The 14772-nt window shown below is 46.7% G+C and carries 12 protein-coding genes and 5 pseudogenes; 10 read left to right on the top strand and 7 right to left on the bottom strand.

Going from position 1 to position 14772, the window contains the following annotated elements:
* Window positions 1-20: 20 nt before the first annotated feature.
* Window positions 21-1814: an ABC transporter ATP-binding protein gene (locus tag ACTWJ7_RS09840; protein ID WP_024633057.1), complete on the top strand. Its 1794-nt coding sequence runs from the start codon at window positions 21-23 to the stop codon at window positions 1812-1814.
* A gap of 175 nt (window positions 1815-1989) precedes the next feature.
* Window positions 1990-4176, top strand: coding sequence for a HelD family protein (locus ACTWJ7_RS09845; RefSeq protein WP_301878362.1), 2187 nt, complete (start codon window positions 1990-1992; stop codon window positions 4174-4176).
* Window positions 4177-4315: 139 nt separating this feature from the next.
* Here ACTWJ7_RS09845 and ACTWJ7_RS09850 read toward each other — a convergent pair whose 3' ends face one another.
* A complete protein-coding gene (locus ACTWJ7_RS09850; RefSeq protein WP_367620510.1) occupies window positions 4316-5221 on the bottom strand; it encodes a DMT family transporter in 906 nt (301 codons plus the stop codon).
* A gap of 162 nt (window positions 5222-5383) precedes the next feature.
* Between ACTWJ7_RS09850 and ACTWJ7_RS09855 the strand changes: the two genes are divergently transcribed.
* From ACTWJ7_RS09855 to ACTWJ7_RS09865, 3 genes and pseudogenes are all read left to right on the top strand, one after another.
* Window positions 5384-6262, top strand: coding sequence for a LysR family transcriptional regulator (locus ACTWJ7_RS09855; RefSeq protein WP_443145371.1), 879 nt, complete (start codon window positions 5384-5386; stop codon window positions 6260-6262).
* 54 nt (window positions 6263-6316) lie between these two features.
* Window positions 6317-7624 carry a replication-associated recombination protein A gene (locus ACTWJ7_RS09860; RefSeq protein ID WP_079350687.1) on the top strand — a complete coding sequence of 436 codons (1308 nt, stop codon included), beginning with the start codon at window positions 6317-6319 and terminating at the stop codon, window positions 7622-7624.
* Between the two features lie 77 nt (window positions 7625-7701).
* Window positions 7702-7864, top strand: a pseudogene (locus ACTWJ7_RS09865) (recombinase RarA); the annotation flags it as partial.
* 65 nt (window positions 7865-7929) lie between these two features.
* On the opposite strand, the gene ACTWJ7_RS09870 reads toward ACTWJ7_RS09865, so the two are convergent.
* The 3 genes and pseudogenes from ACTWJ7_RS09870 to ACTWJ7_RS09880 all read right to left on the bottom strand — a co-directional run bounded on the left by ACTWJ7_RS09870 (window position 7930) and on the right by ACTWJ7_RS09880 (window position 9780).
* Window positions 7930-8112 (bottom strand): hypothetical protein, encoded by a 183-nt coding sequence (locus ACTWJ7_RS09870; protein ID WP_443146357.1) that lies wholly within the window; start codon window positions 8110-8112, stop codon window positions 7930-7932.
* Window positions 8113-8748: 636 nt separating this feature from the next.
* A pseudogene (locus ACTWJ7_RS09875) lies at window positions 8749-9509 on the bottom strand (COG4705 family protein); the annotation flags it as partial.
* A 40-nt stretch (window positions 9510-9549) separates the two neighbouring features.
* On the bottom strand, window positions 9550-9780 hold the full coding sequence (locus ACTWJ7_RS09880) for a hypothetical protein (RefSeq protein ID WP_079350686.1): 231 nt from the start codon (window positions 9778-9780) through the stop codon (window positions 9550-9552).
* Window positions 9781-9986: 206 nt separating this feature from the next.
* Here ACTWJ7_RS09880 and ACTWJ7_RS09885 point away from each other — a divergent pair.
* Window positions 9987-10181: pseudogene (locus ACTWJ7_RS09885) on the top strand (winged helix-turn-helix domain-containing protein); the annotation flags it as partial.
* Window positions 10182-10294: 113 nt separating this feature from the next.
* On the opposite strand, the pseudogene ACTWJ7_RS09890 reads toward ACTWJ7_RS09885, so the two are convergent.
* A pseudogene (locus tag ACTWJ7_RS09890) lies at window positions 10295-10378 on the bottom strand (helix-turn-helix domain-containing protein); the annotation flags it as partial.
* Between the two features lie 165 nt (window positions 10379-10543).
* Here ACTWJ7_RS09890 and ACTWJ7_RS09895 point away from each other — a divergent pair.
* The 3 genes and pseudogenes from ACTWJ7_RS09895 to ACTWJ7_RS09905 all read left to right on the top strand — a co-directional run.
* Window positions 10544-11419: pseudogene (locus ACTWJ7_RS09895) on the top strand (replication-associated recombination protein A); the annotation flags it as partial.
* Window positions 11420-11447: 28 nt separating this feature from the next.
* Entirely contained in the window at window positions 11448-11849 is a 402-nt protein-coding gene (crcB, locus tag ACTWJ7_RS09900; protein WP_301878360.1) for a fluoride efflux transporter CrcB, read from the top strand.
* Window positions 11846-12208 carry a fluoride efflux transporter FluC gene (locus ACTWJ7_RS09905; RefSeq protein ID WP_443145372.1) on the top strand — a complete coding sequence of 121 codons (363 nt, stop codon included), beginning with the start codon at window positions 11846-11848 and terminating at the stop codon, window positions 12206-12208. The genes crcB and ACTWJ7_RS09905 overlap by 4 nt, the downstream gene beginning before the upstream one ends.
* A 135-nt stretch (window positions 12209-12343) precedes the next feature.
* Here the strand turns inward: ACTWJ7_RS09905 and mnmA are convergent, their stop codons facing one another.
* Window positions 12344-13468, bottom strand: coding sequence for a tRNA 2-thiouridine(34) synthase MnmA (gene mnmA, locus ACTWJ7_RS09910; protein WP_301878357.1), 1125 nt, complete (start codon window positions 13466-13468; stop codon window positions 12344-12346).
* Window positions 13469-13798: 330 nt separating this feature from the next.
* Between mnmA and cymR the strand changes: the two genes are divergently transcribed.
* The gene (cymR, locus tag ACTWJ7_RS09915) at window positions 13799-14218 is read left to right on the top strand and encodes a cysteine metabolism transcriptional regulator CymR (RefSeq protein ID WP_024633066.1); all 420 of its coding nucleotides are present in this window, start codon (window positions 13799-13801) and stop codon (window positions 14216-14218) included.
* Between the two features lie 189 nt (window positions 14219-14407).
* Here the strand turns inward: cymR and ACTWJ7_RS09920 are convergent, their stop codons facing one another.
* The gene (locus ACTWJ7_RS09920) at window positions 14408-14719 is read right to left on the bottom strand and encodes a hypothetical protein (RefSeq protein ID WP_301878320.1); all 312 of its coding nucleotides are present in this window, start codon (window positions 14717-14719) and stop codon (window positions 14408-14410) included.
* Window positions 14720-14772 lie beyond the last annotated feature (53 nt).

Here is a 14772-nt window from a genome sequence, read left to right on the forward strand (position 1 = left end):
GGGAGAACGGGGGAACGGGAATGGAAGAGCAACAACAAGCGGGTCAAGCTGAACCGAAAGTAGGAAAAAAAGGATTCAGGGATTTTGTGAAGCTGATTGCTGCCACAAATCCACCGAAGCTTATTCTGATTATAGCGTTAATCCTGACACTCATTCAGACGACAGCTGGCCTGATTGTCCCGCTGATGACCAAAGGGCTGATTGATGGGCTGACGATGTCCGCGCTGAACAAGTCCGTTATTTTTCTGCTGCTGGGAGCATTCGTTATTCAGGCCATTGCTTCAGGCATCAGCATCTACATGTTGAACTATGCAGGCCAGCGCGTGGTTGCGACATTGCGAACGAAGCTGTGGAACAAAGTATTATCCTTGCCGATGCCATATTTCGACCGAAATCGTACGGGTGATACGATGAGTCGAATTACGAATGATACGAGTCAGATTATGACGCTAATTGCGGATTATCTCGTTTCTTTTGTATCCAATATCGTTGCGGTTGTGGGCGGGGTAGCGTTGCTATTCTATCTGGATTGGGTCATGTCTCTTATTATCCTGAGTCTGGTCCCGCTAACGCTGCTTATTCTGTTACCTGTCGGACGTAAAATGTACAAAATCTCCAAAAAGCAGCAGGACGAAATGGCGGGCCTTACTTCCGTGCTCAGCCAAGTCATAGGCGAGATTCGTTTGGTGAAAGCTTATGGTACGGAGAAACAGGAGGCAGAAGCAGGCGATTCCCGCATTGGCAAGATGTTTGCTTTTGGACTACAGGAAGCTCGGATCTTGGCGTTGATCGGTCCGCTCTTTACATTTGTCATGACGGCTGTACTGGTTGTTATTCTGGGTGTTGGCGGCATGCGGGTGGCTTCGGGATTGCTGTCTCCGGGAGAACTGGTTGCCTTCATTTTGCTGTTGTTCCAGGTCATTATGCCGATGGGGCAATTTACGACACTGTATTCACGTTTGCAAAAGGTTGTCGGTGCGACAGAACGCATTCAGGCTATTCTGGCTCATGAAGAAGAACCGCGTCATAGCACAGCAATTGCTCCCAAGGGAAATGAGACGATTACATTTAACAACCTGCACTTCTCTTATGTAACAGGGGAAGAGGTACTGCATGGGATTAATCTGACCGTTCCTGCCCGTAAAGTGACGGCTATTGTAGGCCCAAGCGGTAGCGGGAAATCAACGCTATTCTCTCTGTTGGAGCAGTTCTATCTTCCGGGGTCGGGCAGTATATCATATGGTGGACAAGCCATCACGGATTATTCGTTGGCTTCCTGGCGCAGCAAGATTGGATATGTCTCTCAGGAAAGCCCACTGATGGCAGGTACAATTAAGGAAAATATGACATACGGACTGGGCCGTGAGGCAAGTATGGACGAAATTCGACATGCGGCAGAGATGGCGTATTCCTCCGCTTTTATTGATAAGCTGCCTCAGGGCTATGATACGGAAGTGGGAGAACGCGGGATTAAGCTCTCCGGAGGCCAACGCCAACGGATCGCTATTGCTCGTGCACTGCTGCGCAGCCCTGATATTCTGATGCTGGATGAAGCGACGTCCAGTCTGGACAGCACCTCTGAACATGAAGTGCAGCAAGCCCTGTCCAATCTGATGGAAGGACGAACAACGGTTGTCATTGCACACCGATTGTCCACCGTTGTCGACTCTGATCAGATTGTTGTTCTGGAACAGGGCCATGTGACGGGAACCGGAACACATGCGGAGCTGATCAGCAACCATCCGGTATACCGTGAGTTGGCTCAGAAGCAGTTTGTGGCACAGGATGGTAAGTCGGATTTGGAGTCGGAGTAATGAAAAGGATGGCCGTTGTTCATCTGTTCTTTGCGAACAGGAGCAGCGGTTTCTTTCATTTTGCTATCCGGGTTACTGTAGCTTTTTGTACATCAATATGATATAGTGGGTATCCTTTTGTGTCGTCAGTGATTGGCTATGCAGAACAAACATATTCTTAGGAGGTAACTGAAACATGTCAGACAGCTTTCAAAGTGCCTATCAAGAAGAAGAGTACAGGTTAGAGCGAACGATGAAGGAAGTGGACAGTCAGCTGGAACGGCTGCACAATATTCCGGTGTACACCGGCCACGACTTCACAGAACAAGTGCTGGAAGCCGGACGCGAAGAGCGCCGCACCGCCTTGTCCAAGAGCGCGCAGCAACCCTATTTCGGACGCTTGGATTTCGAAGAACAGGGCAGTGGTGCACGGAAACCGCTGTATATTGGCAAAATCGGCGTAGACCGCGAAGAGGTGGGAGAGCATCCGCTCGTCATCGATTGGCGTGCTCCTGTCGCAAGCCTGTTTTACTCATTTACTGGAGGGGAAGCCTCCGCAACGTATGAAGCCCCGGAGGGACTCATTGAGGGCTTGGTTTATCTAAAACGAAACGTGGTCATTCGGCAGCGTATCTTGGAACGGGTGGCAGATACGTACAATCGGGACAGCGACCAGCCAGCCGTATCGGATGAATTCCTCGTGTATCGACTGGGAGAGAACAAGGACAACAAGCTCCGCGATATCGTATCTACCATTCAGGCAGAGCAGGATCAGATTATTCGTGCGGCAAGAAACACCGCATTGATCATTCAGGGTGTGGCCGGTTCTGGAAAAACAACCGTGGCCCTGCATCGACTTGCCTTCCTGCTGTATCAATACAAGGAGCAGGTATCTGCGGAGAAGATGGTTATTTTTGCACCCAACCACATGTTCCTGGATTACATATCAGATGTACTTCCAGAGCTCGGTGTAGGGGACATTCAGCAGCGTACATTCCCGGATTGGGCAATGAACCTGCTGGGACTGGACCAGCCTTTGGCGGATACGTCGGAGACATTGAACACCTGGTTTGAAACCCCGGATGCACGTCCTGAACTCAATGATGATGTGCCTGGGCGGTACAAAGGCTCGATCCGCTTCATGGAATTAATTCGCGAGTGGCTGTCCGGGATGGAAGAGGAGTCCGTACCCGATATGGACTTCAGTCCATGGGATGGTGCGGTGCTCCGTAAAGCCGAGATTGAGAACTGGTTCGGGGAAGAGTACAAACATTATCCGCTGGCGAAACGGAAAGAGCGGGTCATGGCGCGTATTCACCGCTGGATTGAGATGGAGCTCAAGAAGCCTTCGCCGGAAGCCGTTCGCAAAGAGCGTAAAAAGAAAGCGGCAACCCGTGAGAAAGCCTACGCCAAAAAATGGCCTCAATATGAACCGCTTACGCTGTACAAACAGCTGTTCAAGGTCGTTAAAGGTGGCTCGGTACCTGCCTCGCTGAGCGCTCTTATCCCCAAATTGGTGATGAAGCAAACGGCAGCAGATCTGAAGCAGGATATTATCCGTGAAGAGGATTTGCCTGCATTGGTGTACATTCATACCTTGGTTCATGATATTGAAAGTTCAGAGCGGTTCGATCACATCGTCATTGATGAAGCGCAAGACTTTTCTCCTTTTCATGTGGCATTATTGGATCAGTTCGTCAAAGGACATTCCTTCACCATACTGGGCGATCTGTCCCAAGGTATTCATGAGTACCGTGGTGTTCATGCGTGGGACGAGATGAGTTCGCTGTTCCCCGAGGAACAGAATGCATATTTTGCATTGACCCGGAGTTATCGCTCGACAATGGAAATTATAGATTATGCCAATACGATTCTGGAGCGGGGCGTCAAGAGCGGGATTACGGCGATTCCTGTATTCCGGAGTGGTGATCCTGTACGGACATTGTCCTATGGGAAAAAAGGACGTACAGCAAGCCTCGAACAGGCTTTGAAGCTGTTAACGGTCAAAGACTATCGCACCGTCTCCATTCTGACCCGTACCCTGCATGAGGCAAAGGAGCTTCATCATGAACTCCAGGCAGCAGGCTGGGAGCTGAACTTGATTGACGGCGGCAAAAAACAGTACACAGGCGGACACTCCGTTTTACCTGTCTATTTGTCAAAAGGGTTGGAGTTTGATGCCGTTATCGTAGCGGACGCGGATGAGAAACACTATTTGCCCAATGCGGGTGATGCGAAGTTGTTATACGTTGGCTGTACACGGGCATTGCACGAACTGTGGTTGTTCAACGATGGCCCATTGCCTGACTATGCTGCTGCAACTCACAATTCAGAAGGTGAGTCCGTTGCCATTCAGGGTTGGCCTGACAGCGAGTCAGAGTGAATTCTTGTTTGTTGAACATCGTATTCATATGGAAAGAGCATGGCGCTGTTCAAGCACCATGCTCTTTTGTACGTTCTCAGCAGAGGTGTGTTATTCACGAAAGTATATTTGCAATCAGGTAGTTGATATTATCCTGCGGTTAACTTGCAGGTGTTCGTTGGTTCAAACCCGGTTTATCCAAGGTTGAATTATGCCTGTTGGGATGACGGTTAACCAGAAAAATGCCCAGACAGATCATTACTCCACCTGCACCGACGATCCAGCCGACATGCTCTTCCAGCAAGACAAAGCTCGACAACAGTCCAAACAGCGGTGCCAGAAAAAGAAAGGAACTGGTTTTGGCTGGATCTGTGTTTTGCAGCAAATAAAACCAAAGTGTGAACTGAATGATGGAACAGAAAATCGTCAGCCATACCAGGACAACGATAGACGTTGTATTCACGATAAAATGGGGCTGCTCTGTAAAAACGCTCAGTAAGAGCAGTACGGCGCCTCCAGCAAGCATTTGATAAGCGGTAAGCACAAATGTATCATGAGCAGCTCCCCAGCGCTTAATAAGCAACGTGGATACAGCAAAGGATATAGCACCACCAAACCCAATCCCTGTCCCAGGATTCAAGCTGAGATGCATTCCAAAGGTCAACGCCACTCCGACAAATCCGAGAATTACACCGGTCCATTGGCTAAAACGATAGGACACACCGTATAATGCAGCACTCAGGATGATGACAAGCAAGGGATTTGTGAACGTGATAATGGCGGACTCTCCCGAACTGATCCAGTTCATGCTGTAGTAGGCACAGCCCATCACGCCCGCCGACTGGAACAGACCGATTACGCCGATTTGCATCCATTGTTTCCACCCCACAGGCATGGGTCGTTTTCTGATGATCCAGGCGAGTAATGCTCCTGCCAATATATAGCGAAGTCCCATTAACAAAAAGGGAGGAGCATACATCATACCGATTTTGCCTACAGGAAACGAGGTTCCCATGATGAGAGTGGTTACGATGATCAGGAACGTATATTTTAGAGGCTTCATCATCCTTAACACTCCTTAAGTGAACTCAGCGAAAGTAAGTTGCTGTGTTCTGATATACCCCGATTGTAGCTCGGAGTTGTTATACTGTATAATGATTGTTAATGGATTGGGTATCATTTTAAATGATGTCTGTCTAAAAAAGGTGATCGTTGGGAGGCTCATTCAATGGAGAGCGGCGATTTAAGGATATTTCAATGTGTGGCACAAGAAGGAAATCTGACCCGAGCTGCGGAGCGCCTCGGTTACGTGCAGTCCAATGTCACAGCAAGGATACGACATCTGGAATCTGAAGTAGGGACACTGCTGTTTATTCGTCATAATCGGGGAATGACGTTATCTCCAGCAGGTGAGATGCTGCTGACATATGCAGATAAAATTATCGGCCTGCTTGATGAGGCTGGAAAAGCGCTCAGCTCTACAAGTGTGCCAGCTGGCCCGCTGCGCATCGGCTCCACGCAGACTGCTGCAGCGGTTCGGTTGCCTGAGCTTTTTGCAAAATATTATAAACTGCATCCGGCGGTCTCCTTATCATTGACTACGGGGAACTCCCAAGTGCTTATGGATCAGGTTATTGGGTATGAATTGGAAGGGGCTTTTATCGGTTGTTCCTGTGATCACCCCGATATTGCGTCTACTCCCGTATTTGATGAAGAATTATATGTGGTCTCCTCCGGTATCGGACCGGAAGACGAAGAGCTCACCAGTAAACCGATTCTGGTCTACAGTATGGGTTGTTCATATCGTCAGGTTTTGGAGGAATGGTTATCGGTTAGTGGCGTAACCCGTCCGATCATTATGGAATTTGGAACCCTTGAAGCGATTATTAGCGGGGTTACCTCCGGCATGGGAATTTCAGTGTTACCTGAGATCGTCATTCGGCACCAGATCGAAAGTGGATCACTGCGAAAGCACACTCTCCCCGCAGGCATGAATCGGATGATGACTCATTTTATTACGCGCAAGGATGCCTTTGTCAGCAGTGCGCTTGGCGCTTTTATGGGTATGCTGCCGCGGGAGTATGATATGATAGAGAATAGAGATTAATCAGGATTTTGATAAGGGTCAAGTAAAGGAAATCCGTTAAGGAAGTGATGAGCAATGGATTTATTTTCGTTTCAGCAGGATTCAGAACCTCAAGCAAGACTGCTCGCTGACCGCATGCGGCCAGAGCGGCTTGATGAATATATTGGGCAAGAGCACATTATTGGACCGGGTAAACTGCTTCGGCGCGCTATTGAAGCCGATCAGATCTCGTCCATTTTGCTTTACGGTCCTCCGGGATGTGGCAAGACGACCCTCGCACATATTATTTCCCAGCATACGCAGGGACAGTTCGTTCGTCTGAATGCGGTGGATGCCTCGGTTAAAGATGTACGTGAAGTCATTGAGCAGGCACAGACGAACAAGCAGTTGTACGGATCAAAAACCATTTTGTTCCTGGATGAGGTACACCGCTTTAATAGTTCACGTCAGGATGCATTGCTGCCTGCAGTAGAGAAGGGCACGATCATTTTTATCGGCGCTACGACAGAGAATCCCTTTCATTATGTGAATGGGGCCTTGATGAGCCGTTCTACGCTGTTTCAGCTGGAGTCTTTGAACAAAGAGCATTCCCTGATTGCGATGCGCCGGGCACTGGCAGATGCGGATAAAGGTTTGGGATTCATGGATCTGCAGGCTGACGACGAGGCATTGGAGCATATTGCGACGATGGCGAATGGCGATATTCGGCGTGCGCTAAACGCGTTGGAACTGGCTGCCCTGACTACACCGCCAGAGAAGGACGGCTCCATTCACATCACGCTCGATGTAGCGGAAGAATCTATACGTCGTCCGATTGTGAAGGCAGATGAATCGACACAATATGATGTATTGTCAGCATTTCATAAAAGCATTCGGGGTTCCAGTGATGCGGCTCTGTTCTGGTTTTTGTATGCAGTAGAAAAGTTGGGTATGGACCCGATGACGTTTATACGTCGTCTGATTGCAGCGAGCAGTGAAGATATTGGACTTGCGAATCCGCAAGCGATGACCCAGGCCATCGGGGCGCTGGATGCTTATCGCAATAATGGCTGGCCTGAAGCCAAGCTGAACATTGCCCAAGCGATCCTGTTTGCTGTTGAAAGTCCGAAGTCCAATGCGGTGTACACTGCGATCTCAAAAGCGATGAATGCCATTGATGAGGTGAAATCTGCTGAGGTCCCTCTTCATCTGCGGGATACCCATTATTCGGGTGCAGTGAAGCTTGGACATGAGGGCTATCAATACCCGCACAATTATCCGGGCCATTACGTGAAGCAGGAATACTTACCGAAGCAGCTTTCGCGTCGTGTATTTTATGAAGCAACGGAACAAGGCAATGAATCCAAGATTCGTCTAAACCAGCAGCGGCGCAGAGAGCTTTAAGATCGATGAACCGGGAGAGGCTTGAACGATGAAAGAAATTTTCTATATTGGAATCGGTGGGATCTTGGGTACGTTGTGCTGATCCGAACGTAGGTAATATTACATGTAGTGCAATCGAATCGGCAGAGCGTTTGGGTCTCCCAGAAGCCCGTATATCACTCTCTGTCTCTTGGTGTAACTCCTAAGTCAAACACGGCCTATACAGCTTTGGACAGGGCTTGGGGAGACGTCCGCAAAGGGACCAAAATCCAGGGGAAAGAGAAGGTAAATAATCTAGTAAAGGTTCAAACGATCTTGGGAAAGGGTTAAACGCTGAATAGTAAAAAAAGGTGCCTTGCTGTAGCTACACCCAGTTTATCTACATTATCCATAACTTTCTCCATTTCACTTGATGAGAGATGTGCACCGAACAGGCGTTTAACATCCATTGGCTTACCGCTACTATCATAATTAGTCACAATCTTTTCTGGATGGGCTACTTGTCCTATTAGGCCAGTTGACTCCCAAACTCCTTGAGAGTCAGTTGAACCATAACCCTTTTATCAAAACGCATTTTTTTTATATTTTAGCAAATGAAGTATGTTAATTTATCGATGTTGTGAAGGAATATTCTTAACGGAGTTTAGTTTAATAAAAAGTTCCATTTTAAAAGGAATCGCGGTTGGCGATTCCTAAGATTATTATTTATTTGCTGCGTTTAGGGTACTAAGTGAATTGTTAAGTGCTGTTTTGCACTTGTTTACATCAGGATTCGATGAACGACCTGCTGCTAATACAACATCAATTGTTCCATCAATTTTCGTCCATGTAGTGCCATCAATTTTTCGAAGCTTAGGTTCTTGTGTATCCCATTGATGTTCTAATTCATCTGCCCCTTTTTTTGCTGTAGCAAAGTCGTTTTTATTTACAGCGTTTAGCATATCATTTTCAATTTTAACAAAATCGTTTAATTCACCTCCTAACGTAGCTTGCTCAGCAGCACCTTGTGATGCAATATAATTACTGAGCCAGTTATAACCGCCTATACCAACAACTAAGAAAATTACGAGTACACCAATCGTTTGTGTTAGCACATGTTTCTTATTTGCATTACTTTGATTTGTTTCCGCTTTATCACTTTTAGCATTTGTATCCATTTTTGAAACGGAAAGGAAAACGATGATCGCTAAAATAGCGATAAGAAAAATGACACTCGTAACGGTTGTCCCGAGTCCTAATCCGCCATTTACTTTTGGTTGAGATAGGTAATCTCCAAGTGACGCTCCAAGAGGACGAGTTAAAATATATGCAATCCAGAAAGCTAATACCCCGTCAAGTTTCAAAAATTTATAAGCTAAGAACACAAGAGCAATAATAATAACAACGCCTATTCCTGTGTTAAGATAACCAAAACCAAGTTGTTCTGAATATAAATCGCCGACTGCAGTTCCAAGTGCAAAGGTGAAAAGGATCGTAAGCCAGTAGAAAACTTCTCTTTTTTAGTAAAAATCGAGTGGATCGATAGTGTTTTTTCACTAAGATACCAAAATAGAAAAGTGAGTCCTAGTAGCACCGAGAAAACAGCTGTATTAACCTCAAGTGGTACGCTCATATTATCTGTCAAATTATCCGTTACCAGTGTTCCAAATACACTTATAAGAACAACTGTTACCCAGTAAATGGCTGGAACATACTTGTTTGCTTTAAGTTGAAAAAACAATGCAATAAAAAACGCAACTCCCATAATAATGGTAGTAAGAGTTAAACCAAGCCCAATGTTGAAATTGATGAAGTCAGCAAATGTTTCACCAACAGTGGTACATAAAATTTTGATGATCCAAAAGAAAATCGTCACTTGTGGCACTTTGTTAAGTAAAATTATCATTTTATTTTGGTTTTCTTGCATATATAATTTCCTTTCTTTAAAGTGGTTTCCCACAACTTTATTATATTTCATTTACTAATAAGGAAGTCTGCGTTGTTTCTCCCACACTGGTTGCCATAGCCCCGATCAAAAGCACCGTCATCAGCAGCGTCGTTACGGTCAGGCCAAGATTGAGGTTTTGGTTCAGCAGGTCCGCTGCCGTCTCCCCAACGGTCGTTGCCAAGATTTTAATGATCCCAAAAAAGATGGTGACTTGCGAGACTTTGTTTAACTTCCGTCTTCCCGGGCTCATGGGCGGCTGGATCAAGCCCTCCTGATTATGCGTCTACTGTTCCAATTTCCCATCCTCCTTTATCGTCATAGAAACCACCGCATCAGCTGCTCATACTGTCCATGTTGATTCGGTTTTGTCCATTAGTGTAACAGCTGAAAATGAGAATTTTCTGTGAAAGTGACCCATCTCAACCGAAGCTACGCAGTAAGCGTTGGATAAAATTACTGATCAAGCGTGAATTCGCCCTGTTGGCCGTGTTTATGAAGCATCCAAACCTTGTCCAAACGAGAGATATGCTGCTCGACTTGGTATGGGGCTACGATTCGCTGGTGGAAAGGAATGTGGTCGATGTGTACATCCGGTATTTACGGAATAAGCTGTATGTTCCCGGCAAGGATATTTCATGTCAGCAAAATTAAGGTCGAGTCTTAGCAAAGATCCTGGCCGGAACTGGCTTTAAAATAAATTGCCGCGCTAATTTGTTGTGTCCATAGGAGGGAACAAGCATGCTTACCCGTCTTCCTAATTCTTATGCGATGGCTCTTGAACTTTGACCTTGCCGATGGAGGATTTCTAGCTTGCTGCGCTCAATTATGCTAAGATGTGTGTAGCTTATGGTGGATTCTCCTTGTGTGAATATGGTGTAAGGAACCTTCATTCTACACGAATCCGGCCATGGGTCCTTTTTTATTTATTTTCAGTAGGTGTCGCACTTCATATTACAATCCGTCATTAATTTAAATCTAGGAGATATTAATTTTCACCAAATCCTATATATAAGACAGAGAATCCCTTTCATTATGTAAACGGGGCCTTGATGAGCCGTTCCACGCTGTTTCAGCTGGAGTCTATGAACAAAGAACATTCCCTGATTGCGATGCGCCGGGCACTGGCAGATGCGGATAAAGGTTTGGGATTCAGGGACCTGCAGGCTGACGACGAGGCATTAGAGCATATTGCGACGAGCAATGGCGATATTCGGCGTGCGCTGAACGCATTGGAACTTGCTGCACTAACTACACCGCCAGAGAAGGACGGTTCGATTCACATTACGCTTGATGTAGCTGAAGAGTCTATTCGTCGTCCGATTGTGAAGGCGGATGAATCGACACAATATGATGTATTATCGGCATTTCAAAAAAGCATTCGGGGTTCCAGTGATGCGGCACCGTTCTGGTTTTTGTATGCGGTAGAAAAGCTGGGCATGGACCCGATGACGTTTATACGTCGTCTGATTGCAGCGAGCAGTGAAGATATTGGACTTGCGAATCCGCAAGCGATGACCCAGGCCATCGGGGCGCTGGATGCTTATCGCAATAATGGTTGGCCTGAAGCCAAGCTGAACATAGCCCAAGCGATCCTGTTTGCTGTTGAAAGTCCGAAGTCCAATGCGGTGTACACTGCGATTTCAAAAGCGATGAATGCCATTGATGAGGTGAAATCTGCTGAGGTCCCTCTTCATCTGAGGGTTACTCATTATTCCGGTGCAGTAAAGCTTGGACATGAGGGCTATCAATACCCGCATAATTATCCGGGCCATTATGTGAAGCAGGAATATTTACCGAAGCAGCTTTCGCGTCGTGTATTTTATGAAGCAACGGAACAAGGCAATGAATCCAAGATTCGTCTAAACCAGCAGCGGCGCAGAGAGCTGTAAGATCGATGAACCGGGAGAGGCTTGAACGATGAAAGAAATTTTCTATATTGGAATCGGTGGCATTATAGGTACGTTTTGCCGATATGGGATTCAATTATGGGTGCCAGTAACAAATGAAGGCTTCCCTTGGGCAGTGCTGCTGATTAATGCCATCGGGAGTCTGTTTTTGGGTTGGTTCTTCACCATAGCTGTTCCAGGCAAAATAACGCCTCAACTTCGTCTAGCGATTGGGGCGGGGTTTACGGGCGCATTCACCACATTCTCCACGTTTACGTTGGATATTGTCCGTTTATCTGAGGAAGGAATGTGGGTGAAGGCTGTTGTATACCTCGTTGTGAGTTTACTTGCAGGGTTATTGCTGTGTGCATTGGGAATGAAGCTTGGACAGCGAATGTTGGGTAAACCAACGCAGGATGGTGTTGCACCATGATCATCTGGATTGGTCTTGCAGGGATGCTGGGAGCAGTGCTCCGCTATAGTTTGGGTAGATGGATATCCGGTTCGCTCGGAACGGCCTTCCCATGGGGGACATGGGTCATTAATATCAGTGGTTCATTGTTACTTGGATTGCTCTATGGCTGGCATCAGTCAGCCTCGATTTCGGACGGAATCTGGGTGATAGGGGGACTGGATTTTGCGGAGCGTATACCACATTCTCTACATTTGGATATGAGACCCTCGGTCTGCTGGGGCAGGAACGTTACTCAAGAGCAGTTGTATACGTCATCAGTTCGGTACTGCTGGGGGTTGCGGCTTCTTTTGCAGGCGTGTGGTTGGCTGCATAAGTGAAAAAAATTATTTTTTTTGCAGGAAAAGAAGGAAAAAAGCCATCCGTCATGGTATACATGAAAGATGGCTTTTGTTATAGGAATACAGGGTATTGTGCAAAATGCATATGGGATGGGTTCATTTCTATTATTGAATCTATTGCAGCGCTGGTACAGGCACTTTTTGAACCTGATCAATCGTTCCACCGCCGAGACACACATCTCCATCATAAAACACAACAGCTTGACCAGGCGTAATCGCTTTTTGCTGTTGGTCAAATTGTACATCCACGCTGCCATCATCCTGCCATGTCAGGGTTACACCCTGATCCGGCTGACGATAGCGGAATTTGGCGGTACAACGGAAGGGTACGTTTGGCATATGCGCTGAACCTGCGATCCAGTTTACACCCGTTGCAGTGAGACCAGTTGAGTACAGACTTGCATGTGCATCGCCTTGAACAACAAGCAGCTGATTTTTCTCCAAATCCTTGTCTGCCACGAACCAGGGCTCACCATTACCGGAACCGCCAATGCCGAGACCTTGACGCTGTCCAAGCGTATAGTACATCAGACCGTCATGACGGCCCTTCACTTCTCCGGTTGCAATATCAACCATGTCTCCGCCTTTGGCAGGAAGATAGTTGCTCAGGAACTCTTTGAAGTTGCGCTCGCCGATGAAGCAGACACCTGTGCTATCTTTTTTCTTCGCGGTGTACAGGCCAGCCGCTTCTGCAATCTTGCGCACTTCCGGTTTCGGAAGATGACCAATCGGGAACATGGCTTTGGACAGCTGGTTCTGATTCAGTGCATTGAGGAAGTACGTTTGATCTTTGTTACTGTCGACACCGCGCAGCAGTTTGAACGTTCCATCTTCTTCAATGAGGCGAGCATAGTGGCCTGTAGCCACATAATCAGCGCCGAGATCCAGTGCTTTGTTCAGGAATTCGCCGAATTTAATCTCGCGATTACACATGACATCCGGATTCGGAGTCCGACCCGACTTATATTCATCAAGGAAATAGGAAAATACTTTATCAAAGTACTCTTTCTCGAAGTTGACAGTGTAGTAAGGAATGCCGATCTGTTCGCAAACCCGGCGTACGTCCTCTGAATCCTCTTCAGCGGTACAGTGGCCGAACTCGTCCGTGTCATCCCAGTTTTTCATGAAAATGCCGATGACATCGTAACCCTGCTCCTTCAACAGCAGTGCGGTGACGGAAGAATCGACACCTCCGGACATGCCAACGACGACCCGTGTATTTTCAATTGTTTTGGACATCGTTATCACCATTTCTCTATATAAATGTGTTTCGTTTCTATTCTAGCATAACCGGACTCAAGTTACGATACACCCGGCCAATTTTGGATAGTGTCCACCACAGGCGTACATTTTCTGAATTTCGTCAATCTTTCTTTTCCATAAAGCAAGCAGATATGTTAACATTAGCTGAGGGTTATGATCGGAATACGGAGGATTAGAGGGACTAGGCCTGTATTTTTAATATCCCCCTGTGGCGGATCCTGGAATCCTGGAAAGACAGGCTTGGGCCACAGCCTGTAATTTATGTTTCACAACTTGTTTTTTCGAAAATTGAAAGAGGTGACTCCTTTGAAAATATCTACAAAGGGCCGTTATGGGCTCACAATCATGATGGAGCTGGCAGCCAGAACAGGCGAAGGCCCTACATCTTTGAAAAGTATTGCCGAGCGCAATCAGCTCTCGGAGCATTATCTGGAGCAATTGATCGCTCCCCTGCGTAATGCAGGATTGGTCAAAAGTATCCGTGGCGCCTACGGCGGTTATATTCTGGCAGGCGATCCGGCTACCGTAACGGCAGGGGATGTTATTCGTGTACTGGAAGGTCCAATCTCTCCAGTGGATTTCACGGAGGAAGATGATCCGGCGAAGCGCGACTTGTGGTTGCGCATCCGTGATAGCATTGCAGAAGTACTGGATTCAACAACGCTGAAGGATCTGATTACATTCCAAAATCAGGAACAAAAAGATAGCTACATGTTTTACATCTAACATAGTTGATGACGAGCATCACAGACGACACACTAAAGCCCCCATATTGGGGGCTTTAGCCGTGCAACAAGCTACATTGTGATTCTTCCAATTCTACGATAGCCTGGAATGAACAAAATTTATGTAATAATGTACTGAAGAAGGCAACGTTTTCGTGGCTGCCCTTCCGAAACGATGTAGTCAGAAGTTCTAACGATGCTTGAGTGCTTCTATATCTGCTTCCATACGCAATTGACGACGGTTCAAAATATCAATGCTGTGCTGATGGGTGTTTAATTCGGCGGTTACTTTACGTTCAAACGTGATTTGTGAAGCTTCAAGACGTTTGGTAACTTCCAGTGTCTCCAGAACGGCCTGCTGAAGCAGAGGAATGTTTTTGGTTTGTTCCTCGATAGTATCAAGCCTGTCTTCGATCTTTTCAAGACGTCCATCGATGTTGTCGAAACGCTTGTCCATTTGTTGAAGCTGATTCAGAATTTGACTGAGAACCTGATCACTCATGTCGATCTCTCCTTTTTGAATGGATATTAAACATTATACACGAAGATATGACA

Origin of the sequence: Paenibacillus sp. 1A_MP2, from assembly GCF_052244825.1 — a bacterium.
In the GTDB taxonomy this organism is placed as follows: domain Bacteria; phylum Bacillota; class Bacilli; order Paenibacillales; family Paenibacillaceae; genus Paenibacillus; species Paenibacillus vandeheii.